22 protein-coding genes are annotated in these 24,417 nt (G+C 60.9%); 16 read left to right on the plus strand and 6 right to left on the minus strand.

The features are described from left to right. The 9 genes from C444_RS19430 (at position 1) to C444_RS19470 (ending at position 9,045) form a co-directional block, all read left to right on the plus strand. A complete protein-coding gene (locus C444_RS19430; protein ID WP_004594804.1) occupies positions 1-939 on the plus strand; it encodes a carbohydrate ABC transporter permease in 939 nt (312 codons plus the stop codon). After that, positions 936-1,781 carry a carbohydrate ABC transporter permease gene (locus tag C444_RS19435; protein WP_004594805.1) on the plus strand — a complete coding sequence of 282 codons (846 nt, stop codon included), beginning with the start codon at positions 936-938 and terminating at the stop codon, positions 1,779-1,781. Before C444_RS19430 ends, C444_RS19435 begins: the two co-directional genes overlap by 4 nt. A gap of 40 nt (positions 1,782-1,821) precedes the next feature. Then, entirely contained in the window at positions 1,822-2,970 is a 1,149-nt protein-coding gene (locus C444_RS19440; protein WP_004594806.1) for a hypothetical protein, read from the plus strand. Between the two features lie 127 nt (positions 2,971-3,097). Continuing rightward, positions 3,098-4,267, plus strand: a complete 1,170-nt coding sequence (locus C444_RS19445) for a mandelate racemase/muconate lactonizing enzyme family protein (protein ID WP_049909635.1) — start codon at positions 3,098-3,100, stop codon at positions 4,265-4,267. Between the two features lie 49 nt (positions 4,268-4,316). Further along, positions 4,317-5,159: an SDR family NAD(P)-dependent oxidoreductase gene (locus tag C444_RS19450; protein ID WP_004594808.1), complete on the plus strand. Its 843-nt coding sequence runs from the start codon at positions 4,317-4,319 to the stop codon at positions 5,157-5,159. A 10-nt stretch (positions 5,160-5,169) separates the two neighbouring features. Then, the gene (locus C444_RS19455; RefSeq protein ID WP_004594809.1) at positions 5,170-5,544 is read left to right on the plus strand and encodes a Rid family detoxifying hydrolase; all 375 of its coding nucleotides are present in this window, start codon (positions 5,170-5,172) and stop codon (positions 5,542-5,544) included. Position 5,545: 1 nt separating this feature from the next. Then, on the plus strand, positions 5,546-6,184 hold the full coding sequence (locus tag C444_RS19460) for an HAD family hydrolase (protein ID WP_004594810.1): 639 nt from the start codon (positions 5,546-5,548) through the stop codon (positions 6,182-6,184). 319 nt (positions 6,185-6,503) lie between these two features. Further along, positions 6,504-7,436 (plus strand): DMT family transporter, encoded by a 933-nt coding sequence (locus C444_RS19465; protein WP_080509731.1) that lies wholly within the window; start codon positions 6,504-6,506, stop codon positions 7,434-7,436. A 304-nt stretch (positions 7,437-7,740) separates the two neighbouring features. Next, a complete protein-coding gene (locus C444_RS19470) occupies positions 7,741-9,045 on the plus strand; it encodes a dicarboxylate/amino acid:cation symporter (RefSeq protein WP_004594812.1) in 1,305 nt (434 codons plus the stop codon). 195 nt (positions 9,046-9,240) lie between these two features. Here the strand turns inward: C444_RS19470 and epsC are convergent, their stop codons facing one another. Further along, positions 9,241-10,104: a serine O-acetyltransferase EpsC gene (epsC, locus tag C444_RS19475; protein ID WP_004594813.1), complete on the minus strand. Its 864-nt coding sequence runs from the start codon at positions 10,102-10,104 to the stop codon at positions 9,241-9,243. A 151-nt stretch (positions 10,105-10,255) separates the two neighbouring features. Here epsC and C444_RS19480 point away from each other — a divergent pair, with 151 nt between their 5' ends. Further along, a complete protein-coding gene (locus C444_RS19480) occupies positions 10,256-10,456 on the plus strand; it encodes a hypothetical protein (protein ID WP_004594814.1) in 201 nt (66 codons plus the stop codon). A gap of 42 nt (positions 10,457-10,498) precedes the next feature. Here C444_RS19480 and C444_RS19485 read toward each other — a convergent pair whose 3' ends face one another. Further along, positions 10,499-11,392 (minus strand): bifunctional methylenetetrahydrofolate dehydrogenase/methenyltetrahydrofolate cyclohydrolase, encoded by an 894-nt coding sequence (locus C444_RS19485; RefSeq protein ID WP_004594815.1) that lies wholly within the window; start codon positions 11,390-11,392, stop codon positions 10,499-10,501. Between the two features lie 317 nt (positions 11,393-11,709). On the opposite strand from C444_RS19485, the gene C444_RS19490 reads away from it, so the two are divergent. Next, entirely contained in the window at positions 11,710-13,218 is a 1,509-nt protein-coding gene (locus C444_RS19490) for an anthranilate synthase component I family protein (protein WP_049909656.1), read from the plus strand. Next, positions 13,218-13,790 (plus strand): anthranilate synthase component II, encoded by a 573-nt coding sequence (locus C444_RS19495; RefSeq protein ID WP_004594817.1) that lies wholly within the window; start codon positions 13,218-13,220, stop codon positions 13,788-13,790. The genes C444_RS19490 and C444_RS19495 overlap by 1 nt, the downstream gene beginning before the upstream one ends. Before the next feature lie 20 nt (positions 13,791-13,810). On the opposite strand, the gene C444_RS19500 is transcribed toward C444_RS19495, so the two are convergent. Both C444_RS19500 and C444_RS19505 read right to left on the minus strand, forming a co-directional pair. Further along, the gene (locus C444_RS19500; RefSeq protein ID WP_004594818.1) at positions 13,811-15,667 is read right to left on the minus strand and encodes a BCCT family transporter; all 1,857 of its coding nucleotides are present in this window, start codon (positions 15,665-15,667) and stop codon (positions 13,811-13,813) included. Between the two features lie 102 nt (positions 15,668-15,769). Further along, positions 15,770-17,017, minus strand: a complete 1,248-nt coding sequence (locus tag C444_RS19505) for an NAD-binding protein (protein WP_004594819.1) — start codon at positions 17,015-17,017, stop codon at positions 15,770-15,772. Between the two features lie 172 nt (positions 17,018-17,189). Between C444_RS19505 and C444_RS19510 the strand changes: the two genes are divergently transcribed. Further along, the gene (locus tag C444_RS19510) at positions 17,190-17,600 is read left to right on the plus strand and encodes an EamA family transporter (protein WP_004594820.1); all 411 of its coding nucleotides are present in this window, start codon (positions 17,190-17,192) and stop codon (positions 17,598-17,600) included. A gap of 90 nt (positions 17,601-17,690) precedes the next feature. Further along, positions 17,691-18,071, plus strand: a complete 381-nt coding sequence (locus C444_RS19515) for a Rid family detoxifying hydrolase (RefSeq protein WP_004594821.1) — start codon at positions 17,691-17,693, stop codon at positions 18,069-18,071. Positions 18,072-18,092: 21 nt separating this feature from the next. Here C444_RS19515 and C444_RS19520 read toward each other — a convergent pair whose 3' ends face one another. Next, positions 18,093-18,362, minus strand: a complete 270-nt coding sequence (locus C444_RS19520; RefSeq protein ID WP_049909636.1) for a hypothetical protein — start codon at positions 18,360-18,362, stop codon at positions 18,093-18,095. A gap of 178 nt (positions 18,363-18,540) precedes the next feature. On the opposite strand from C444_RS19520, the gene C444_RS19525 reads away from it, so the two are divergent. Beyond that, positions 18,541-20,064: an NADH-ubiquinone oxidoreductase-F iron-sulfur binding region domain-containing protein gene (locus tag C444_RS19525; protein ID WP_004594823.1), complete on the plus strand. Its 1,524-nt coding sequence runs from the start codon at positions 18,541-18,543 to the stop codon at positions 20,062-20,064. Continuing rightward, positions 20,061-23,372, plus strand: a complete 3,312-nt coding sequence (gene fdhF, locus C444_RS19530; RefSeq protein ID WP_004594824.1) for a formate dehydrogenase subunit alpha — start codon at positions 20,061-20,063, stop codon at positions 23,370-23,372. Before C444_RS19525 ends, fdhF begins: the two co-directional genes overlap by 4 nt. A 239-nt stretch (positions 23,373-23,611) precedes the next feature. Here the strand turns inward: fdhF and C444_RS19535 are convergent, their stop codons facing one another. Beyond that, positions 23,612-24,343, minus strand: coding sequence for a creatininase family protein (locus tag C444_RS19535; protein WP_004594825.1), 732 nt, complete (start codon positions 24,341-24,343; stop codon positions 23,612-23,614). Positions 24,344-24,417: the final 74 nt, after the last annotated feature.

Genomic DNA, 24,417 nt, shown 5'->3' on the forward strand with positions numbered 1-24,417 from the left:
ATGAGTCTGGCAGAGGAATACACCGAAGCGTCCGATGATTCACGTCTCGAACGAGGGCTTGCGTACGTCCAGCGCAACAGCCGGGCGTACCTCCTCATAGCCCCCGCGGCAGTGTTCCTGCTAGCCGTCGTCGGGTACCCGATTATCGAGACGTTCCGGCTGTCACTGTACCAGTCACCCGCCGACTCAAACATCGAGACGTTCGTTGGACTACAGCACTACGTCGAAATATTCAACAGCGACATCTTCTACCGCCTGCTCTGGCAGACCGGCCGCTGGGTCGTCGTCGGCGTCGCGGGCAAGACACTGCTGGGACTGCTTATCGCCGTTCACCTCAAGGGAGACATCCGCGGTCGGAAGTTCTTCCGTACGGCGTTTCTCATCCCGTGGGGGATTCCTTACGCGATTTCCGCGGTGGTGTTCCGCTGGATAGAGCACCCGCAGTTCGGCTACCTCAACGCGATCTTGCTGAAACTTGGCGTCATCGAGCAGGGTATCGGTATCCTCGGAGACCCGAGTCTGGCGTGGCTCGGCGTCGTCGTGGCTGATATCTGGATCGGGACACCGTTCATGGCGATCATCTTCCTTGCGGGGTTGCAGTCAATACCGCAGGAGTTGTACGAGGCAGCCGCCATCGACGGTGCCGAGAAGTGGCACCAGTTCCGGTACATTACGCTCCCACAGCTGAAAAGCGTCGTTCTGATTGCCACGCTACTGTCGACGATATGGACGTTCGTTAGCTTCGACATTATCTGGACGATGACCGGCGGTGGACCGATCAGTTCGACGGCGACGCTCGTCATTCACATCTATCAGGTGGGCCTCCAGAACGGAAATCTCGGACGCGGTGCCGCCTACAGTGTCATCGGGTTCCTGTTCCTGTTCGTCTTCGCTATCATCTACCTGCGCATCTACACGCGTGGAGGTGACGAGCTATGACGATGGCAGGCCACGAGCGGAGCAGTCTCCGAAAGGTCCGCCTCTACGGCGTGTTGATCGGACTGCTAGGACTCATGATGTTGCCGTTCTACGCGATGTTCTCGAGTACGCTCAAGCCGGAATCGGAGATATTCGCTGCGCCAGCGACACTGGTCCCCAGCGACCCCAGCATTCAGGCGTATCTGCAAGTCTGGACGCAGACTGACGTGTTACTCTGGGTCGGGAATAGCTTCATCATCTCTGTAGGGACGGTCGTGCTGACGCTTCTGTTAGCGATACCGGCCGCCTACTCCTGTGCTCGGAACGACTTCGTGGGGAAGCGAACCTTCCTTCTCTCCGTACTAGTCGTCCAGATGTTCGCTCCGGTCGTGTTGATCGTCGGTCTCTTCGACGTTATCACCCAGCTGGGGCTGTTCAACACCTATCTGGCTGTGATCGTCCCGGCAGCGGCGTTTACACTGCCGTTCAATGTCTGGATGCTGTACGGGTATTTTAAGACGATACCCGTCGCGCTTGAGGAATCAGCGCGTATCGACGGCGCGAGCCAACTGCAGATCCTCACGAAGATCGTGCTCCCGCTCACGAAGCCGGCGCTGGTCGCCAGTATCACCTACACCTTCCTCTACGCGTGGAATCGACTGCTGTTCGTGCTCACCTTCCTCACTGACAGTGCGAAGTACAACATCCCACGCGGTGTCTTCTCGATGGTCGGTGCGCTGCAGACCGACTGGCGGATGATGCTCACCGTGTCTGTTATCGGTATTATCCCTCTCTTGATTCTGTTCGCCTTCTTGGAGGAGTATATCGTGGCTGGCATGACGGCTGGCGCAGTCAAGGAGTAACCGCCTCTACTTTTATTATCGCCGCGATAGTTGTCCGTGTATGGAATTCGCGATGTGGGCGTACCCGTGGGACCTGGTCGACGAGGGGCCAGCCGAAGTGGAGACACGATTGCGTGACATCGGCATCGACGAACTGAATCTCGCGACGAACTATCACACTGTACAGGCGTTCACGCCACACAATCCGGAGCGGCGGACGCTGTTTGCCCGCGCGAGTTCGTATTTCGAGCCCGGCCCGGAGTACGGGGATCTCGAACCGGTTCCGTACGAGCGGATGGACGGGGACTGGGTCGCGGACATCGCCGCTGGCCTATCGGAGCTGACACTCAATTCCTGGACGGTCGGCTGCCACAACTCCCGGCTCGGGATGGCCAACCCCGAGTACACACTGGAATCGGCACACGGTGACGACCTGATCTTCGGCCTATGTCCGTCCCAGCCCGCAGTCCAGACGTACCTCTCTGCGCTGGTCTCGGATCTGGCGTCCCGCGATGAGTTTGCCCGTATCGAACTGGAAACGTTCGATTATTTCTACGGGACGGGGTTCGGCTGGCACCACCAGAAGATCCACGCGCAGTTGGGCGTACTCGGAGAGTTCCTGCTCGGGGTGTGTTTCTGTCCACACTGTCAGAAGAATGCGACGGCCGAGGGTGTCGATACTGAACGGGCACGCGAAACAGTGACCAACACGCTGGACGATATCGTCGCCGGCGATGTGTCACACGAGCGCTCACCGGAGAAGTGGCTTGCGGACCACAGTACTGTCGCCGCATACGTCGATGTCCGCGAAAGAACGCTGGCGTCACTGTACGCCACGCTGGCTGACGCCGCGGGAACGACACCCCTTGGCTACTACGTCGGCGCACCGGAACCTGGCCGCGAGTGGATCGTCGGGGCCGACCTGCAAGCGCTCTCGAACCACGTCGATTACTACTGCCTACCGGCTTACGAGTCGTCAAGTGACGCAGTCATAGAGGCGTATAACGCCGTTGAGATAGTGATTGATGACGTGCCACTTCACGTTGGTCTATTACCGGGCCATCCGGCTATCGACGACGAGAGTACCGTGGTCGACATCGTCGAGACTCTCGACTCGAAGGGAGTGCCGCGGCTCTCGTTCTATAACTACGGACTGCTTCCGGAGCAGTCACTGGAGTGGGTTGAAACGGCCATCGAGACAGTGGTCTGATACTGTCGGCTGGTATCCCGTGAAGAACAGTGCTGCCACGGTGTAGCGATATCGTCACGACGTTACACCCAGCAGTACGAGCGAGGGAAGCGGTACTTTGATATCAGTTCCCGAACGACAGGGGTGCATGGAGATAACCGGCGTGTCAGCGGTAACTGTAGATGTACCGTTGGCCGACTTGGATGAACACCTCGGAATCGGGCCGTATGTGACCAACCATGGGAAGTTACATTCAATGGAACGCGTCCTCGTCCGTGTCGACACGGATGAGGGGATCAGCGGCTGGGGCGAAATGCGCGTCTTCCTGTCACCGACGGCCACCGAGTCGATTATCGAAGACGGCGTCGGACCGATGATTCAGGGTCAGTCACCGTTCGAGATCGAGCGACTCCGAAGACAAGTGTTCGTCGAGTACACGAACGTTGATATGTTCTTCGCCGCCGTCGAAACAGCCTGCTGGGACATCGTCGGGAGATCCCTCGATAAGCCGGTGTACGAACTTCTCGGCGGGTGGACAGCACCGACACAGGGAACACAACAACACCGGCAAAGCGTTGATGGCAATAGTACTGCACCCGCTGACGTCCCTGTTGCCTTCTGTCTCGGCATCCTCTCGCCGGAAGAGTCCCGTATCAAGGCGCGAGAGGCGCTCGAAGCTGGCTTCACGGTCCTCAAAACGAAGGCAGGGCGCGACTGGCGACAGGACGTCGAGCGAATCAAAGCGATGCACGATGAAGTCGACGGGCAACTAGAGTTCCGACTCGATCCGAATCAGGGCTGGACACTCGACCAGGCGGTTCGGGTCGGCGCGATGCTCGAAGACGAGGGTATCTACTTACAGTACATGGAACAGCCGATTCGCGTCGATTCACACACGTCGCTAGCCAGGCTCCGGCAGCGGCTCCGCCAGCCAATCGCACCGAACGAGGACACCTATATCTCCCACAATCTGCAGTCGCTCGTGGAAGCTGGTGCGATGGATGTCGGTGTTATCGACCTGACCCCAGCCGGCGGCATCAGTGGGATTCGACAGCAGGCCGCTATCCTCGAAGATGCTGGGGTTCCCTTTACGCACCACTGTGCGTTCGACCTCGGAATTCGGACTGCGGCGATCCTCCACGGATTCACCGGCATCCCAGGCTTTTCTTTGCCCCCGGATTCGACGTATTACGGCTGGGAAGCCGACATCATCGAGACACCGTTCGAAATCAGCGACGGTTGTCTTCCGGCTCCAGAAGGCCCTGGCCTCGGTATCACTGTGGATATGGCCGCCGTCGAGGAGTATCGAATTACATGAGCGGACAAGAGCAACTTTCAAGAGGACAGCTTACGTGGGTGACTCTGTCATGGTAGAGCTATCATTAGCGGACCGGCCAGCCATTGTGACTGGCGCATCACGTGGTATCGGGCGCGAAATCGCAGCCCGGTTCGCCGAAGCGGGTGGCGACGTCGTCATCTGCTCGCGTACCTACGAGGACGTGGAGGCGGTTGCGACGGAGCTAACCGGCACACACGAGGGCCGCGTTGTTCCGGTCGAGTGTGATGTCACAGACCGGGATGCGGTGCGGGACCTTGTCGACACAACCATTGAAGAATTCGGAGACATCCGGGTACTTGTAAACAACGCTGGTGGAGCAGACGAGTCCGCAAATCTGTTGCACCGGTGTGACGAGGAAACCTTCGAATCGATGGTCGACTTGAATCTGAAGAGCCAATTCCTCCTGAGCAAAGAGGTACTGCCGGCGATGATCGCCGCTGGCGGCGGATCGATAATCCATATGGGCTCGGTCAACGGCTTGTTCGGTATCGGTCTCTCCGGCTATTCCGAGGCGAAAAGCGGGCTCTTGGCGCTCTCCCGAAATATCGCCGCCCATTATGGTCAACACGGGATCCGCTCGAACGTGATTTCCGCGGCGACCATCGAAACAGCGAACAGGCGGGCAGAGATGGAAAACACGGAGGAACGGACCGGAGAGACGAGCGCACGGGAGCGCTGGCTCGACCAGTACCCGCTCGGTCGGTTCGGGACACCGAGAGAAGTCGCTGATACGAGCCTGTTCCTCGCCTCCGAAATGTCGAGTTTCGTTACCGGTGAGAACCTGGTGCTTGACGGCGGATTGACGACGAGCCTGCCGACATCGTTCATCAACGAAGTCTACGACGCGGACGACCAGCCGACAGCCGATTAACACACTACCCATGGAAGAACTAACAACTGACGACGCACCCGAAAGTATCGGCCCGTACTCGCAAGGAATCGCTAGCGGTGACCGTATTTACGTTTCCGGACAGGGACCGGTCGATCCGGACACCGGCGAGGTAATTCAGGGGACGCCCGGTGAACAGACTCGGCGCACACTCCAGAACGTAGCGGCCGTTTTGCAGGCCGGTGGCGCTTCACTCGACGATGTTGTGAAAGCGACGGTGTTCGTGAAGGATATGCGGTACTACGACGAGGTGAACGAGGTGTACGGTGAACTCATGTCACCACCCTATCCCGCTCGCAGCGCTGTGGAGGTCGTTAAACTGCCAGTGGATATCGACGTTGAGATAGAGGTTGTTGCAGAACAATAGTATGTCGCATCTGGTAGTGTTCGACCTCGACGGGACGCTCACTCGACAGCGCGGTGGGTTCGAGCTATTGCACACCCTCTATGGAACGACATCGGAAGCCGAAACGCTGATGCACCGGTTCGAGGCCGGAGAAATTACGTTTGCAGAGTGGTGTCGAGGAGCGGTCGATGTGTGGCGTGCGAACGATGTCACCAAGTCAGACATCGAGCGCGCAACCCGGGCTGTCAAACCGAAAGCAGGTGCTGTCGATCTCCTCAAACATCTCCAGGGAACGGATATCCGATTCGGTATCCTCAGTGCCGGCGTTGCAAACCTTGCGACGCAGTTCGAGCCGTACGAGCCAGCGTTTGTTCGGGGAAACTGGCTTCGATTCGAGGACGGCCGGATTTCGGGTATCGATGTCGGCGTCGGTCCAAACGAGAAAGGCGAAGTGCTGAGAAAGATTCGAACCAGCCAGAACCCTACGTCAATCGCCTATATCGGCGACTCACATACTGATACGGAAGCGTTCGTCGAGGCAGATACCGCAGTATTATTCGACCCAGACGAACGTGTTCCCGAAGCAGCAGTCGACGCAGCGGATACAGTTATCGAAAGTGCGTATATAATTGAAATACGCAAAAATATTCTCAGAATGTAGTTCTCCATCTACAGATTGGTGTATATATCTACTAACAAAATATTTCTGGCTATATTCCCAATAATATACAGTGTTGTCAAGCATATGCAGTCACAGATCGCATATATCACATCCAGAATCCGGTCTGACGAGGCCGTAGCTTTCGGCGTAAGAACTGGACTGCTATCGACGGTATTCACTGGCGTACTGGTCCCGACCCAGACAGATGCCGCCCCGGCCGTCGTCCTTGGGTCAAGTGGTCGCTGGCGCAGTGGCAACATCTAGCAATTTGCGACAGCTTCGACGGCTCTTTTACTGTCGGGTAGTGACCAACAACTGAATGAGTCGCTATCGAACGACCGGTTGTTTTCTCCTTCTGGCTGCTATCTGGGGTACTGCATTCATGGCAACAGATGTCGGCCTCGCCGACCTGCCGCCGGTACCGTTCGCTGCCGCACGCTTCGACATCGCCTCCGTTCTCCTGTTTGCTGCGTTGGCCGTCACAGGGTCACTAGAACGGCCACAGACTCACGACGACTACGTGTACGTCCTCGCTGGAGGGACGCTCATGATCGGGATACACCACGTATTCCTGTTCACTGGGCAACAGTACGTCACTGGGGCCGTCGCTGCCGTGCTGCTCGGTCTCGTTCCCGTCGTGACGCCCGCGCTGACGAAGCTCGCGTCGAGCGATGACACATTCACGGCGAATACTGCGGTCGGCGTGGTACTCGGGTTCGCCGGCGTTGTCGTCATTGCTGACCCTGACCCGGCGAACCTCCTCAGCAGTACTATCGGGATCGCGCTCGTGTTCGCGGCAGCGCTGGCCTTCGCCATCCCGGCTGTCATCACACACGACACCAGTCCATCGATGTCATTTCTGGCCACACAGGCGTGGTTGATGGCTATCGGGGCCGTTGTCCTCCATGTCACCGTACTCGTGCTTCCCGGTCAGTCGTTTGCAGACGCATCGTGGACGCTGTCCGCGTTTGCGGCGCTGTTGTATTTGGCTGTTGTCGCCGGTATCGGTGGCTTCCTGCTGTACTTCCGGTTACTTGACCAGTTGGGCCCTATTGAGATGAGTTTCATCGAGTACGTCATCCCGCTGTTCGCCGCGCTCGCCGGCTGGCTCGTACTCGACCAGCAAGTCACGCTCGCCACCGTCGGTGGATTCGCGTGTATCCTGCTGGGATTCATCGCAGCGAAGTGGCCGGTGTTGCGAGCGGAACTGCGTCGGGTCGTCGAGCCGAAAACCAGTCCACCGGCAGACTGATCAGGAACAGCGGTCACAGGCTGTCACCGATTTGACTATGTTACCGGATTCAAAGAAATCGACAGCGAAGCGAAAGGCGGTGAAAATGACCGCCAGGCCGGAGTGGCAACGGCGTCGAGCTTCTGGAGACAACTGAATTGCAACCGCTATTATGCTATCTTTTCAGAGTATTGCTGGCATCACTTGGCATTTGATGATAAACCCGTCTGCAAACGGAATCTTGTAAGGGAAGACCGCATCATAGCCGCGTGCACATACTGGCGGGGCTGACGGGTTTTTATAAGACTACCCGTTGCTGTGTAATATGATACAACCCATTCGCACGCTATGGAGCCGGTATCGGTCCATTCCACTCATCTGGCGTATCTTCGTCGCCTTCGTACTGGGCACAGGTGCCGGTATCGCGTTCGGGGAGCAAATGGCTGTGGTCAGACCAGTAGGCGACCTCTTCCTTCGACTGCTCAATATGCTGGTCATCCCGATTATCGTCTTCACACTGCTGACTGGGATTCGGCAGCTTTCGCCCGCAAAGCTTGGAAAGATCGGGGGTGCGACAGTCGGGCTCTATGCCCTGACGACGACCCTTGCAGGAATTATCGGACTCGCGGTTGCAAACGTGCTTCAGCCGGGCCGTGGGCTCGAATTCGGCGGCGGTGAAGCCCAATCGCAGGCACCACCGTCGTTGCTGGATGTCGTTCTCGGTATCGTGCCGAACAATCCCGTCGCGGCGCTCGCAGAGGGGAATCTGCTGGCGACGGTTTTCTTCGTCATCGTGTTCGGAATCGCGCTGACATACGTCCGCTCCCAGCAAGACGCGCTCGCGGATAGTGTCGATTCGGTGTTCGAGGCCTTCGAAGTGGGTGCTGAGGCGATGTTCGTCATCGTTCGAGGGGTCCTCGAATTCGGTGTGCTCGGCGTGTTCGCGCTGATGGCGTCCGGAATCGGTACGGAAGGCGTCGGCCTGTTCTCCTCGCTAGGTGAACTCGTGTTGGCAGTCACTATCGCAATCGTCATTCACATCGGCTTCACCTATCTCGTTTTCCTGATGGGCGTGGTTGCCGATGTCTCCCCGATTGCGTTCCTCAGCGGGGCGAGAGACGCGATGGTGACTGCGTTTGCAACTCGGTCGTCAAGCGGAACACTCCCTGTCACGATGCGTAATGCGGACGAAGACCTGCAGATCGCCGAACGCGTGTATTCGTTCACGCTCCCGGTCGGTGCAACGGCGAACATGGACGGGGCCGCCATCCGGCAGGCAGTCACCGTGATGTTCGCCGCGAACGTCGTCGGACAGCCACTGGTGCTTACTGAGCAGGTTTTCGTGTTGATCGTGGCCGTCCTCATCAGTATCGGAACCGCCGGGGTTCCGGGAGCGGGCATCGTCATGCTCACCGTGATTCTTACGCAGGTCGGCCTCCCGCTGGAGGTCGTTGGGTTCGTCGCCGGCGTGGACCCGATCCTCGGACGGATTGCGACGATGAACAACGTAACTGGCGACCTCGCAGTTTCGACCGTTGTTGGGAAGTGGAACGACGGACTCGACCTTGGGGAGGGTGTCTGGACACGTAATCTGAGCGGAGTCACCGAGTTCGTTCCCGGTAACGATTAGAGGATAACGATTGTAACGGACCCTAATGCTGGTACAGTTGTTATTCTAATCTGTAAGAACAGACCTACTTCTCGCGGCCGGACTGACAACGGCAGTATGGGTTATTCCCGGCCGGAGACGCCAGTCAGAACCGTTCGTCCGGGTGATTCGTAGTAGCCGTGCAGTCTCAGAGACCACGCAGCATCAGTTTCAACGTTATTTGGTTCGTTTCCGTTCCTGCGTCGGGTGGTCCGTGACGTAGACCTTCGTATCGTCCGGAACGTCGTCGGTGACCCAAGAGTTCGCCCCGATGCTGACGTGGTCGCCGACGGTGATAGCGCCCAGAACTTTCGTGCCCGCGCCGATGACGACGTGGTCGCCGATATCCGGGTGTCGTTTGTATCCCTTCTTTAGTCTGTGTTCGTCGCTCTCGTCGGCTTCGAAGTGGAGTGCGCCGAGCGTCACGTCCTGATAGAGGCGGACCCACTCCCCGACAGCGGTGGTTTCACCGATGACGACACCGGTTCCGTGGTCGATGAAAAAGTGATCGCCGATCTCAGCGCCGGGGTGAATGTCGATGCCGGTCTCAGTCTTGGCGTATTCAGTGAGTTCGCGAGCGTACTCGGAGGCCCCGGCCTCGTAGAGGGTGTGGGCGACCCGTTGTACGAGTATTGCCATGAACCCAGGATAGGACCGGATGATCTCCATGTACGTCTTCGCCGCCGGGTCGCCTTTGAACGCGGCCTCGACGTCTTTTTTGAGGCGCGTGCGAACGGTCGGAAGTTGGTCGATGACCGTTGCGACTGTCTCTGCCGGGTCCGACCCCGAGTACGGTCTGATGCCCGAATAGAAGAGCCCCCCGAGGGTGTCAAGCTGGTCCAGAACAGCGAGTTCGTCCCGAACCAATGCGGCAGCGTTCCAACAGGTCGGAAAGAACAGCCGCTTGAGGATGTCGACCTCCGGCCTTCGATGTTCTCGCCGCGGGAATTCCATCTGAGTCTGGGTGGGGAACGGCGCTTCATCGGCCTGGTACGCCGCGAACAGTTTCTCGTGTGTGTCGCCCGTGTAGCAGTAGTCCATATCTGATTGTCGGGCTGAAGCATCTTAGTATTGAAACAACAGTTGTCTTTTCGACCACATGTTGTGTTCTCGATAGCGGAGTAGCACTGAAAACGATCAGAATCCACCACTGAGAGGTAGCTATTTGATACTGGCTTGTCATCGAATCTGTATGAACGGCGAGTGCTACTTCTGTCACGGCATCGTTTCAGCACCGGAGGACGGCCACATCTGGCTTCGAGAGCACGATAGCCATGAAGTGTACATGCACGAACAGTGTGCCAGCGGACACAACGTCATCGAAGAGGGGCAGAACCCAGCCGGCGAACTCCTGATTACGTGCCCGGAATGTGGCGAAGTCGAAACCGTGTAGCAGCCCACGCGGGTAGCCCTGGGAACGGACCACATTCCCATCCTACGGAAGTGTTATATCGATACCGGACTGCAGGCTAGCCGCTTTCGCAGTGTTGTACATCAGCATCGCAATGGTGAGCGGACCGACACCTCCGGGGACTGGGGTGATGGCGTCCGCTTTCGTTTTCGCGCTCTCGAACTCCACGTCACCGACGAGTTCGTACCCCTTCTCCGTGTCAGCATCGACCCGGTTGATACCCACATCAACGACTGTCGTGCCCTCCGAGAGCATCGATCCGTCTATCATTTCCGGAACCCCGGCGGCGGCGATCACGATGTCGGCATTGCGAGTCTTTTCGGCGAGATCGGCAGTTCGGGAGTGGCACACGGTCGTCGTCGCGTTGCCGCCCGTCCCGTACTGGATGAGCAGGTTCGCCATCGGCTTGCCGACGATGTCCGAGCGGCCGACGACGACGGCGTCTTTCCCCTCCGTCTCAACACCCGTTTCTGCCAGTATTTTCTGTATTCCGTGGGGTGTGCAAGGCTTGTATCGTGCGTTCCCCGCGACGAGCCGCCCGACGTTTTCGGGATGGAACCCGTCGACGTCTTTCATCGGGTCGATGCGTTCCAGTACGTCGCGCTTGTTCACGTGGTCGGGGACCGGCATCTGGACGAGGATTCCGTGAACAGCCGGGTCCCCGTTCAGTTCATCGATAGTCGAGAATAGCGTTTCGGCCGGTTCGTCCGCGTTGATTTCGTGATGAAACCCCTCGATACCGATTTCCTCACAGGCCTGTTGTTTCATCGAGACGTACGTTTCGCTCGCGCCGTCGTCGCTCATCAGCACAGTCGCCAGCCCCGGTGTGACATCCTCGCTGATGAGTGTATCCGTACACGCCGCGACGCCGTCTGTGATCTGGTCGCCGATTTCGTTACCGTCGATTATTGTAGTCATTATTGCTGGGTTCGTTCTCAGCCCGGCAGTTCCCGAGAAGGTGTTCGGGAGTAGGAACCGCTACTGTTAGTCAGCAGTCGGAGCCGGGCAAGCGTTCGATACTCATCTCAAACCCCGCGGGTATAGTGGGTGATGCGGAATAGTCCAACCGTTGAAGTACCACCGGCTATTCGTCCAGCGAGCAACCACAAGCGGTCTACAATTCAACAGTATATCGGCCGGAGGGGCAAGGGACCGAAAGTTTTTGTCCTGACCCATGCTTGCTCTACACAACCATACCGAGAGGCATGGGCCTCTCGTCCGGGAGCAACTGCACTATGACTGATATCCGGTTCAGCACTGACAGAGAATCGTTCCTCGAAACTGCGGAGCGGGCCCCCGCCGGCGCTCGCGTGCCGGTCGAAGCGCGTGTCACGGTCCCTGACCCATTCGAAGCGTATCGCCGCGCCCGCGACGGGAACACGGACGGGTTCTATCTCGAAACGACCGGCGGACAGTCCGGCTGGGGGTACTTCGGCGTCGATCCGGTCGAGCAAATCGAGGTCGGTGCGGGGGCGACGCCCGCACAGGACGGCGGGAGTCCGAGTATCGAAACTATCGACGAGCTACTCGATCGCGAACACTTGGAACGGGGCGACTGTACGGTTCCGTATCCGTGTGGCGCGTTCGGCTGGCTGTCGTACGACGTGGCACGCGAGCTCGAAGACATCCCGGAGACGACTGTGCCGGACGGCCTCCCACGGCTGCAGTTGGGCGTATTCGATTGCGTCGTCGCGTGGGAGGAACCGCATGATGGGGAGGTCGAACTACACGTGACGGCCTGTCCCATCGTCGACGAGTCACCTGAAGCAGCATTCGAACGCGGCCGGGAGCTGGCCCGCGGACTGGCCGAAGACGCCGTCCACGGTGAGCGACACGTCGAGACTCAGCCGACTGCTGCGACGCAGGCTACGTTCGAGAGCGAATGCGGCGAAGCGGCGTTTGCTGACCGCGTCCGGCAGATAAAACAGTACGTCAGGGACGGCGATACATTTCAGACGAACGTCTCACACCGCCTGACGGCTCCGGCTGCCGTCCACCCAGTCGACACATTCGACGCCGTCCGCCGAGTGAACCCGGCCCCGTACTCAGCATTGCTTGAGTTCCCCGGTGTCGACCTCGTCAGCGCCAGCCCGGAACTGTTGCTTGACGTCGATGGCGATCAGTTGCTCACGGAGCCGATTGCTGGGACGCGCCCCCGAGGTGCGACGCCGGCCGAGGACGAGGAACTGGAGGCAGACCTCTGTAACGACGAGAAGGAGCGGGCAGAACACGCGATGCTGGTCGACCTCGAACGCAACGACCTCGGGAAGGTCAGCGAGTACGGATCCGTCGATGTCGCCGAGTACCGCCGCGTCGACCGATATTCGGAAGTGATGCACCTCGTGTCGCTCATTGAAGGGGAGTTGCGCGACGACGTGAGCATCGCCGATGCAGTCGCCGCGGTGTTCCCCGGCGGCACCATTACCGGTGCACCGAAACCACGAACGATGGAGATTATCGACGAAGTGGAACGGACGCGACGAGGGCCTTACACCGGAAGTATCGGAGTTTTCGGCTTCGACGACCGGGCGACGCTGAACATCACAATCAGGACGCTGGTCCATTACGATGGCGAGTACCGGCTCCGGGTCGGAAGCGGCATCGTCCACGACTCCGTTCCACAGGCGGAGTACCGAGAGACGCTAGACAAAGCTCGGGCGCTCGTCACTGCTGTCGACGAGGCGCTGGGCGAACAGGGGTCGTTCGCGGTCGAGTCCGGGACCGAACCGATGGAGGGGACGTAATGATACTCATCATCGACAACTACGACTCCTTCGCCTACAACCTGGTTCAGTACGTCGGCGAGTTCGAGGAGGTCACCGTCCGCCGGAACGACGCTATCGACGTGGACGGCATCCGCGACCTCGACCCGGACGGCATCGTCGTCTCTCCTGGCCCCGGAACGCCAGCAGAGGCCGGTGTGTCAATCGACGTTTTCGCTCAGACAGACTACCCTGCACTCGGTGTGTGTTTAGGTCACCAGGCACTCTGTGCAGCCCACGGAACCCCTGTCGGCCACGCTCCGAACGTTGTCCACGGGAAGCCCTCGGAAGTCCGCCACGACGGGGCGGAGTTGTACGACGGGATCGATGACCCGTTCGAGGTCGGGCGGTATCACTCGCTGGCCGTCGAGGCGACGGCGCTTCCGGACGAGTTAGAGGAGACGGCCCACACCAACGACGAGCAGGGCATCGTGATGGGCGTCCAGCACATCGAGAAGCCACACATCGGCGTCCAGTTCCACCCGGAGAGTATCCTCACCGACGCCGGGAAACAGATCGTCGAGAACTTCTGTACCGGGATCGCCGAGGCCTGAAACCGCACCATCGGCGCGACCTACTTCTTTTCCGGTGGATCCACGTCGTGATGGGTCTGAATGTCGGGCAGTTTCCTGATGGCACGTCTGACGAGAGATGTGTGGTCCTGTTCATCCCGATACCAGATTACGGTCAGTCCACCGACCGCCACGACCGAGATCACGGCGAACGGGCCGCCAGTCAGGACGGCCAGCGCCTGTAACGTCTCAGCGCCTCCGAGAAGCAACACCGAAACGGCGACCACACCCTGGAACACGCCCCAGAAGACGATATGTGTCGCCGACGGCGCGATTCCCCGTCGCGTCGCCAGTACTGAAACGACGAGCGTCGAGGTGTCCGCCGAAGTAGTCATGAACACGATGATAAGCGCGAGAAACAGGAATATGAGGAGCTGTCCAAGCGGCAGCGACGACAACAGCGGGAACCCGGCGACAGCCTCCGAACCCCCGCGCTGTGCGACAGCGCCGAGGATATCTGCCTGTCCCGTCCGCTGGACGAACAGCGACGTGCCACCGAGCAGCAGGAACCAGACCATCGTCGCAGCCGAGGTTGCGATGACGCTCGTGAACACGACGGTCCTGACCCGCCGACCGCGGGAGAGGGCGGCGACGAACAGCCCGGCGAAGGGAGCCCAGGAGAACCACCACGACCAGTTCCAGACGGTCCACTCCGCGACCCATTGCCCGCCGGTGTGGAGACTCAGCGGGACGAACTCCAGTACATAGGTCCCGAGTGCCTGCGTCCCACGCTGGAAGATGAACGAGCGCGGCCCGACGGCAATGACGAGGAGCGCGAACAGACCGAACAGGACGATATTGAGGCCGGCGATGCGACGGATACCGCGGTGAATCCCGGTCGCGCTGGAGACAACAAATATGAGCGTCAGTCCACCGACGAACAGGACCGGTCCGATTTCACCAGCCGCCACCCCCCACTGATAATTGATGCCAGCGAGGAACTGCTCGCTCACGAGCGCAACCGAAGTGGCGATACCGCCGACAGTGGCGAAGACAGCCAACGTATCGACTAGTTTTGCCCAGGCCGAATCCAGCCCATCAACGCCGAGAATCGGTGCCAGCACCGTCGAGACCCGGAGCGGCGCGCCCCGCGTGAACGCGAAGTACGCTATCGGGACGCCGATGACGGCGTACGCGCTCCAGGCCGAGACGCCCCAGTGAAAGAGGGTGTACACCAGCGCGCCGTTGATAGCGTCCGGCGAACCGGCGGCCGCCCCGATGTACGGCGGCGGCTGATCGTAGTGAAACAGCGCTTCAGTGGGCCCCCAGAACACCAGCCCGGCCGCAATGCCGGCGGTGAACACGAGCGTGAAGTAGGTCGGATAGGTATAACTGGGCTCCGTCTCCGGACCGCCGAGTTTGATGTCACCCCAGGGCCCCACCAGTAGAAACAGGCAGTAACAGACAGCGAGGAAGACGGCGGCGAGAAACAGCGGGCCGCCGCTACGCAGCACCGTGGCCGCCGCAGCATCGACAGTGCCCGTCGTCCGTGTCGGGAACGCCACCTGTAGCCCAAAGAACCCGGCGAACACGAGCACCGGGAACACGAGGACAGCCGGTTCGTGCTGGGTGAGAAATCCCCGAACGGCCTGCCGGACATCGGTCTGTCGGACACGCAGGAAGACGTCGGCCGCGGCTGGCGCGGTAGTATCTTCGGAGTACGGAAGCAGCGCGATGTAACACAGCCCCGAACTGAAAAACACGAGGGCGATAGTCAGCCATGCCGGCCCGGTCACGGCTTTGCCAACGAGCGTCGGAAAAAAGAATCCCGCAAGTACGAGCGCCCCAGATGCGGCAAACAGTGGAACCAGTACTCGGCCGACGATCTCCGCAATGCCACTGGCGTCCGAGGTGGCCATACCTCGATATTCAGTGTCGAATACATATATTACTATCCCAGAACGCCACTGAAACTGGCGACTGTAGCAGTCGAGACCTGCGTCGCTGGAGGGCTGCCCCTGTCACTCGGAATCAGCAGGGTCGGTCCCATCATCAGTCCCGATTCCGGTCAGCAACGAATCCGTCTGTCCACGACCCAACACCGACTGTCCCAGAAGCCGCCCGCCGATAGAGCGGGGGTTGATAACCTCGTCCGCCCCGACCGCGCGGAACTTTTCGACGTGCTTCTGGTCAGTCGCCGCCGCGACTATGCGGATGTCCGGATTGACGTTTTTCGTCGCGATGACGGCCAGCACGTCGCGCGCGTCGTCGTTACTCCCAACCACGACCCCGCTTGCAGTTCCTACGCGTGCGTCCCTGAGTACCTCCTCATCGGTAGGGTCGCCAGTGAGCAGGTTCACACCTTCGCCCTGTAGCGATGCGACCGTTCCCTCATCGGGCGTGACGACGACGACCTCCGTCTGGTCGCCCAGTTCTTCGAGTAGCGATGCCGTAACGTCTCCGTACCCCAGAACCACGACGTGGTCCTCAAGGAGTGTGAGTTCTGATGCAGTCATGACTCCGAACGCTGTCGCCATTCTGGATTCGATAGCCGGTCCGATGAGCGCGCCCACGGCGACAGTGAACGCGCCGGTCCCGAACAGGATGATAGAGAGCGAGAACCACCGTGCTTCCGCCGTCACAGGTGTGATGTCACCGTAGCCGACCGTGGCGATGGTGACGACGACGTAGTACACGGCATCGCCCCAGCTGTCAAGTTCGAGAAACTGGCCCCGCAGTCCGTACGCACCCACGGTCCCGTAGAGAACGACGCCGAAAATCGCCGACAGCGACGCAATCTGAATCGGCGAGAGGTCGAGCGACTGGTCGAAACGGTGTCGGTTTCTGACTAACAGCGGGTACGTGACCAGCGTCATCACCAGCAAGGGGATATCCGTGGGCTGAAGCGTGGCAAGCGGCAGCAGTGCTAATCCGAGAAGCACGACGGCTGCGACGCGCCAAGCGAGTCGTTTGCGCCGCTGGAGCCCGACTGTCACAATGCCGAGAATGAACGCGAACAACACGCCACCGAACCGGACGAAGGGTAGCGGAAGGTCAACCACTGCGGTCAGTGGACCGGTGACTGCAAGCGACGCCTGGCTGAGATTCGATAGCCCGGTCACGAACGCCAGAAGTGTGACCACGCCGGTCAGGACAACTGTCGGCTTCGCACCGGATAGCTCGTCCCACTCGACGAACGGAATCCTGTCGGCAGGATAGAACACGTCCTCAAGTGTCCGGTCCGACGAGCCTTCCGGGATGTTAGCCATTAACACACTGTTGTCAGAGTCGGTATAAAAAACACGCGGCGAGCGGACACCGCACTCAAGACAGCAGGTCGCGTACACCCTACGTGATGCGTTGATTGCACGAGACCAGATGTCGCTGTTCGCCAGGGGCATTCAAAAAGAGTTGGAGCCGACTCACGCGGAGGCCGGACGGATGAACGCCGCCGTCCTGTTCGGGCTAGGAACGATGATAGCCTGGGGGTTCTGGATCGCGTTCGGGAACGTCGCGTCGAGTACAATGGACCCGGAAACTGCGGCGTTTGTGTCGTATGCAGCCGCAACAGTTGTCACTGGTATGTACGTTGCTGTCTCGGATGCGTCGCTTGTCGTCACGAACAGAGGCCTATTGTTTGCGGGCGCGGCCGGTGTCGCGGCGGCCGTCGGCGTGGTTTCGACATTCGTCGGCGTAACCGTCGGGTCGACGTCGGTGGTCTCCACCATCGGCGGGATGTACTTTATCACCGCCGCAGTCATCGGCGTCATCGCGTTCGGGGAATCGATGACGCTGACGAAGGCCGCCGGCATCGGGCTGGCGCTGACAGCGATTATCGTCATCAACCAATGACCGGCCACAACTGGTAAGTTCCCGAGAACGTTGTGCGAATAGGACCCGACACGGCCGGGATTTATGCGATGCGGTCGGGTATGGCCGGGTATGAAGCGCGTAATCAGTACCGACGAAGCCCCGGCCGCGGTCGGGGCGTACAGTCAGGCAACGTCGAACGGCGACCTCCTCATCACCGCCGGACAGCTCCCGCTAACGACAGACGGCGAACTGCTCGACGACGAGCTGGTCGCCGACCAGACGCGGCAGTGTCTCCACAACGTCAAGGCGATTCTGGAGTCGGAAGGCCTCTCGCTGGACGATGTGCTCAAGACAACGGTTTACCTCGACGACATCGATGACTTCGACGCGTTCAACGAGGCCTACAGCGAGTTCTTCGAATCGGAGCCGCCGGCACGGAGCGCCGTCGGCGTGGGTGCGGTCCCGAAAGGTGCAGCGGTCGAAATCGAAGCTATCGCGACCACCGACTAGCGAGCGCGGCCGTTCCGTATCCTACCGCAATTCCATCTGCTCGGCTCGCTCCGCAGCGAGCGTCGTCAGTTCGTCGACGCTACTGTCCGAGCGGTCCGCGAGGACGCGGAGCAGCATCCCGAGCTGTATCGCCGCTGCTTCGCGGAGTTCGGCCGCCTCCTCGGTGTCGTTGCCGAAGTAGTACTCGTGGCGGCCATCCTCGTGGATGATTCCTGTGTACACCGAGCGCAGGTCGTCCTCAGTTATCGCGGCCGACGCCTCCGTCCTGACTTCCTCGAACCGTGGGTTCATGATTTCGATTGAGGTAACGGCCTGCCCCCTCATTGTTTCGACGGAACGCTCCGACCACTGCTGTCCGATTAATGCATGCGCAGCTGATATGTTGTGCGGGTCGGTGACTCTACTGCACCCGGTAGCCACTGGGAACAGTCGGCCGGGGTTTTTAATCGTTCAGCACGACACACAGAGTATGACACAGGAAACCACGGCCCTCGGTCATTCGACCGCCGTCCGCGTATCGACGGATGGCCGGTCACAGAGCGGGGACCGGGTCCACTCCGCGGCACGGGCAGCGGCGGACTCGGTTCCGGTCATCAGGACGGGGCCGACGGGCATCACAGCGGCCACACCGCTGGTGATGATCACGAGTAGCGGGCGGACAGTCTTCTACGGCGACCCGTCACCGGCGACCGTTCGTGATCTCGTCGAGGAACTAGAGGAAGGGACAGTACCGACAGCCGACGCCGACGCCGTCGTCGAACACGACCCGGAAGCGGCGTCGCTTCCCGTTCCAGAGAGCGGTCCACTCTCGGTCGGCCGCCGCGACGTACTGGGTCCCTGCGGCTGGGTGGCTCCGCTCGAACCGGCCGACTGGTCGTTCGTCTCCACCGCACAGACCCCCGACGCTGCAGCAGAAGCCGGGCTGCTGGGTCGGGGCCGCGGGGACGCCGCCACTGACGAACCGGTCGCCAATGCGTGGGAAACAGCCAGCAAAACCGATGGTGACCCAGTAGTCGTCTGCAACGCCAACGACGCCAGCGACCTCCCGACGGGCGACGACACGCTCCTCTCTGGCGCACCGATGGCAGTCCTCGACGGAATTGCGGCGGTCGCCGAGTACGTGGACGCCGGCGACGCTGTCGTCTATGTGAACGAGTCACGAACCGACTTATATGCGGACCTACGGGAGGCAATCGACGCAGCCGCCGACATCCTACCCATCGTTCCGCAGCTGGTGGCCGGTCCGGATGAGTTCCGCGCGAGCGAACCCACGGCAGCGCTCGAAGCCCTGGAGGGGGCCGACCGCACCGAACCGCGTCTCCAGCCCCCATCACCCGCCAAGCGCGGCCTCTACAGTCGCCCGACGGTCATCCACACGCCGCGAACGTTCGCGCACGTCCAGCGGGCGGTCGCCGAGCCCGAAAGCTTCGACGCCGACGCCGCTGACCCGGGAACACGAATCGTCACTGTCACCGGCGACGTCGACGACCCGGCGACGGTCGAACTCGGGTCCAGCGGGAGCCTCGCAACGGCCCACGGGGCAGTCGAGATGGACGGGGCGTTCAAGATGGCCTGTGTCGGCGGCGTCCTCGGCGGTATCACTCGAAACCTCGACGTCGCGCCGACCGCCCAATCCCTCCGCGCCGCTGGCCTCGGAACCGACGGCGTCGTCGAACTGTTCGACACCGACCGATGTGCCGTCGAGACGGTCGGCCAGCGTGCCCGGTTTGCCGCCAAGGAGAACAGCGGCCGCTGTGTCCCGGGACGCGAAGGCACGAAACAGCTCGCCGAACTCCTGCGCGACATCTACCAGGGCTCGTTCGAGAGCGAGAAGATACGCGAACTCGGCCGCGTGATGCGGCAGTCGAGTAACTGCCAGATCGGCGCACACGCCCCGCGGCCGGTGACCACCGCCATCGACGAGTTCGAACCCGAGTTCCGCGCCCACACCGACGGCCGCTGTCCCAGCGGTACCTGCACGGAGAAACTATGAGCACGGACAAATCGATTCCACGAATTCCCGACCTGCATGACCCACAGCCGGAGACGCCAGTCACCCGCGAGTTCGAGACCGGAACCGCTAACGACCCGGACGTGGGGACCGACACGGACGACCCAACGACGCTGACAGTCGACGGGGAGCCAGTCACTGTCGCCCCGGGGTCGACCGTCATCGACGCACTGCAGGACCTTGACGATGATATCGTCAGCGTCGACCCCGGTGCCGAGGGCGTCGAAGACGACGCCGACGTGCCGGCGCTGTGTTACTACGACCGCGAGGGCGACTGCAGCGACGAGATCGGCCCGCGTAGCGAGTGTCGGACCTGCATGGTCGAGACCGAGAAACACGGTCTCGTCCCGTCGTGTTCGTTCCCCGCTGAGGACGGGCTCACCGTCTCGACGGACACCCCTGACGCTGAGGAAGCCCGCAGCGTCAACCTCGATCTCGTCCTCTCGAACCACAACCTCAGGTGTACCACCTGCAACGGCAACGGCCGCTGTGAGCTGCAGGACGCCGCCATCAGCGAGGACGTCGACCACCCCCGCTACGGCGTCTTCGACGAGCGTGACAAGTACGAACCCATCGACGACACCTCCTCGTTCATCCAGATCGACCGCAACAAATGCATCCTCTGTAACCGCTGTGTCGACGCCTGCAACGACGTGCAGGTCGAGGGCGTCCTTCGCGTCGAGGGCCACGGTGAGGACACTCGCATCGGCTTCCAGTCCGACACCGAGACGATGCACGACTCGGAGTGTGTCTCCTGTGGCCACTGCGCGACGGTGTGTCCCACCGGCTCGCTGACAGAGAAGGGAATCGACGGCGCGGCGACGCTCCCGCTGCCGGGCTTTACCCAACGGAACTCCATCGGGACCGTCATCGAACACGAGGACGTCGAGACCATCGACGACACCACGGCCCCGAACCGCGGGTTCGAACCCGGCGACCCGAGAACGCCGAAGGGGAAGAAGGGCCTGGCCAAGTTCGCGTCAGCGGCCAAACGGCGGGCCGGTGACATCGCCAAGGACTACGGCAAGAAGGCGTTCCTCGCTGGCGAACACACCGCCGAGAGCATCGCGGCGAACACGATGCCCGAAGGCCGACTGTTCGACATCGCCAGCGTGGTCAGTGACTACCGGCTCTCGAAGATCGACAAGCAGGAGACGACCTGCGGGTTCTGTGCCGTCGGCTGTCGGTTCGAGATGTGGGGCAAGGACGGCGACTCGCTCGGCGTCGTCCCCGTCGACGACCCCGACGACGCGCCCGCGAACAACTTCTCGACCTGCGTGAAAGGTAAGTTCGGTCACGAGTTCGCAAACAGCAAACAGCGGGTCACCGAACCGCTCGTCCGCAACGACGACGGCGAACTCGAACCAACGAGCTGGGACGAGGCGCTCGACTACGTCGCCGAGCGCTTCACCGAGATTCAGGAGGAACACGGTATCGACTCGCTGGGCTGTCTGGCCTCCTCGAAGGGCAGCAACGAAGAGGCGTACCTCGTCCAGAAGTTCGCCCGCCAGGTGCTGGGAACGAAGAACATCGACAACTGCGCGCGGCTCTGTCACTCCTCAACGGTGGCGGCGCTCCAGCAAACGCTGGGCTACGGCGCGATGACAAACCGCATCAACGAGGACATCGGCGAGGCCGACGCCTACCTCATCAGCGGTTCCAACACGACGGAGTCCCATCCGGTGCTCGCCACGCGCATCAAACAGAACGTCCGCGAGGGGGCCGACCTCGTCGTGTTCGATCCACGGAAGGTCGGCATCGCCGAACACGCCGACCAGTACACCCGGACAAACCCCGGCTACGACGTGGCCTGGCTCAACGGCTTGATTCGGTACATCATCGAGCACGACCTCCACGACGAGGAGTTCATCGAGCGCAACACGAAGAACTTCGAGGAAGTCAAGGAGAAGGTCCAGGCGTTTACGCCCGAGAAAGTCGAGGAACTGGCTGGCGTATCACCGGACGAACTCGCCTCGGCCGCCGAGACGCTCGCTGCGGCCGACAGTGTCGTGTTCGGCTGGGCGATGGGGATGACCCAGCAAAGCCACGGCACGGAGAACCTCATCGCGATGGCCGACCTCGCGCTCGTCCTCGGACAGGTCGGCAAGCCAGGGGCAGGCCTCTCGCCGTTCCGGGGCCAGAACAACGTCCAAGGCGGCGGTGGCGACATGGGGACGCTTCCGGGGAGTCTCCCCGGCTATCAGGACCCGGCAGACGACGAGGTCGGCGAGAAATTCGCCGAGGTGTGGGGCGAGCGGCCGCCAGAGGAACCCGGGCTCAAAGTCCCGGAGATGCTGGCCGAGGCCCACGAGGGCAACCTCCGCGGGATGTACGTCGTCGGGGAGAACCCCGCGCTTTCCGAACCGGACATCCAGCACGCCGCTGAGGCCTTGGAAGACATGGAGTTCCTCGTCGTCCAGGACATCTTCATGACCGAAACGGCGGAGTACGCCGACGTGGTACTCCCGGCGGCGACATCGCCCGAGAAACACGGCACGTTCACCAACACCGAGCGCCGCATCCAGCGTGTCCGCCCAACGTCTGATCCGCCGGGCAAGGCCCGTCAGGACTGGGAGATAACGCAGGCACTGGCTCGCCGACTGGGCTACGAGTGGGACTACGACCACCCGCAGGAAGTCATGGATGAAATCAACTCGCTCGCGCCCATTTACGGCGGCGTTACCTACGACCGCCTCGAATCTGGCGAGGAACACGGCCTGCAGTGGCCCTGCTGGGACGAGGACCACGAGGGGACGCCGTACCTCTACGACTACGAGGAAGGGAACTTCAACTTCGAAGACGGAAAAGCCCGCTTCGTTCCTGCCGACGGTGGACATCCCGGCGATATTCCCGACGAGGAGTATCCGCTGACGCTCACCTCCGGGCGGGTGCTGTATCACTGGCACACGGGCCAGATCACCCGCCGCGTCGAGGGGCTGATGAGCCACGTCGGCGAGAGCTTCGTCGAAGTGCATCCCGAGACCGCTGAGAACCTCGGTATCGGCGACGGTGAGTACGTCCGGGTCGAATCCCGACGGGGCGACATCGTTGTCAAGGCGCAAGTGACCGAGCGCGTCGGCCCGGGGACGCTGTTCATCCCGATGCACTTCGCTGCCGGGGCGGTCAACAAACTCACCGGCGAGACGTTCGACCCGACCGCCGGCATCCCCGAGTACAAAGTGTCGAGCGTCCGCGTGGAAGTTCTGGGGCCGGAAACGGACGAACAGGTGCTCCGGACGCCAGACGCTGGTGGGAAACAGATCCGGAAACGAGGCGCTGGCGACGACTGAGTCGGCGCAGCCGCTTCAATCGATACGCGGGATCGCAAGCGGTGTCGCAACAGAACTAGACAGGAACATCATAGACAGGTGTATTTAGTAGTTATTTAGGCCTAATTCCTGCTTTTTACCGTCATTTAGATTATTTCAACTCGTATAGGTATTTTTACTAATGAAATAGGTATAAATAATCACAAGATATTCAGATCCCGTTGTTTCAATAAGAGAGGGTCTGATTCTTCCCTCACTCCTCACGAACGAGGCCCAGCCGGTCGATCAGCGATTTCATCGAGAAGGTCAACGAGCGACTCGGTCGCCAGTTCCAGCAGCGTCTCCCCGCGTTCGGCACTTCCCTCGCGTGGGTCGCCAACGACGCCGTTCTCGGTGAACTCGTCGGAATCGAATGCGAGATTGACACCGCTTTGCCACTCCCCCCAACCGTCACTGCCACCGTCTGCGGCCTCGTCCAGTCGGTCTTCGTGGACAGTCTCCGGGTTCGTGTGCTGGAGGAGAGAGGTCTCTAACGGCCCGCCGTGGCCCATGTCGGTGCTATGGTCGCCGACCGCGTTGAACCACGTGAACGGGACGGCGAAGGCCTCGTCGTGGCGGGTTATCGTACCCGACACTTCCCGCAGCGCGTCGATGTTGCCGCCGTGGCCGTTGACCAGCACCACGTGGTCCCAGCCGTGGCTTGCGAGACTCCGGACGATGTCCCTGACGTATGACCGAAACGTCGACTCCGAGGTCCACAGCGTCCCGGTGAACGCCCGATGCTCCTCGGCGACGCCGACGGGGACCGGCGGTGCCACGACGACGGGATCGTCGTACCGTTCGGCGCCGCGTTCGGCGACCGCCTCGGCGTCGAGCGTGTCCGTCCCGAGTGGTGCGTGTGGTCCGTGTTGCTCCGTGCTCCCGACGGGGAGAAGTGCCAGATCCGTCTCAGCGTCCGCCATGTCGGTCCATGTTTCCGTCTGCAGGTCCATGGTCGCATCTCTGGTCGGGACGAAATAAAGCCATTCTCTCAGCGGGTAGTCGGCGCTGTTTCCAGTCAGACCCG

The organism is Haloarcula japonica DSM 6131, assembly GCF_000336635.1.
GTDB classification, from domain to species: Archaea; Halobacteriota; Halobacteria; order Halobacteriales; family Haloarculaceae; genus Haloarcula; species Haloarcula japonica.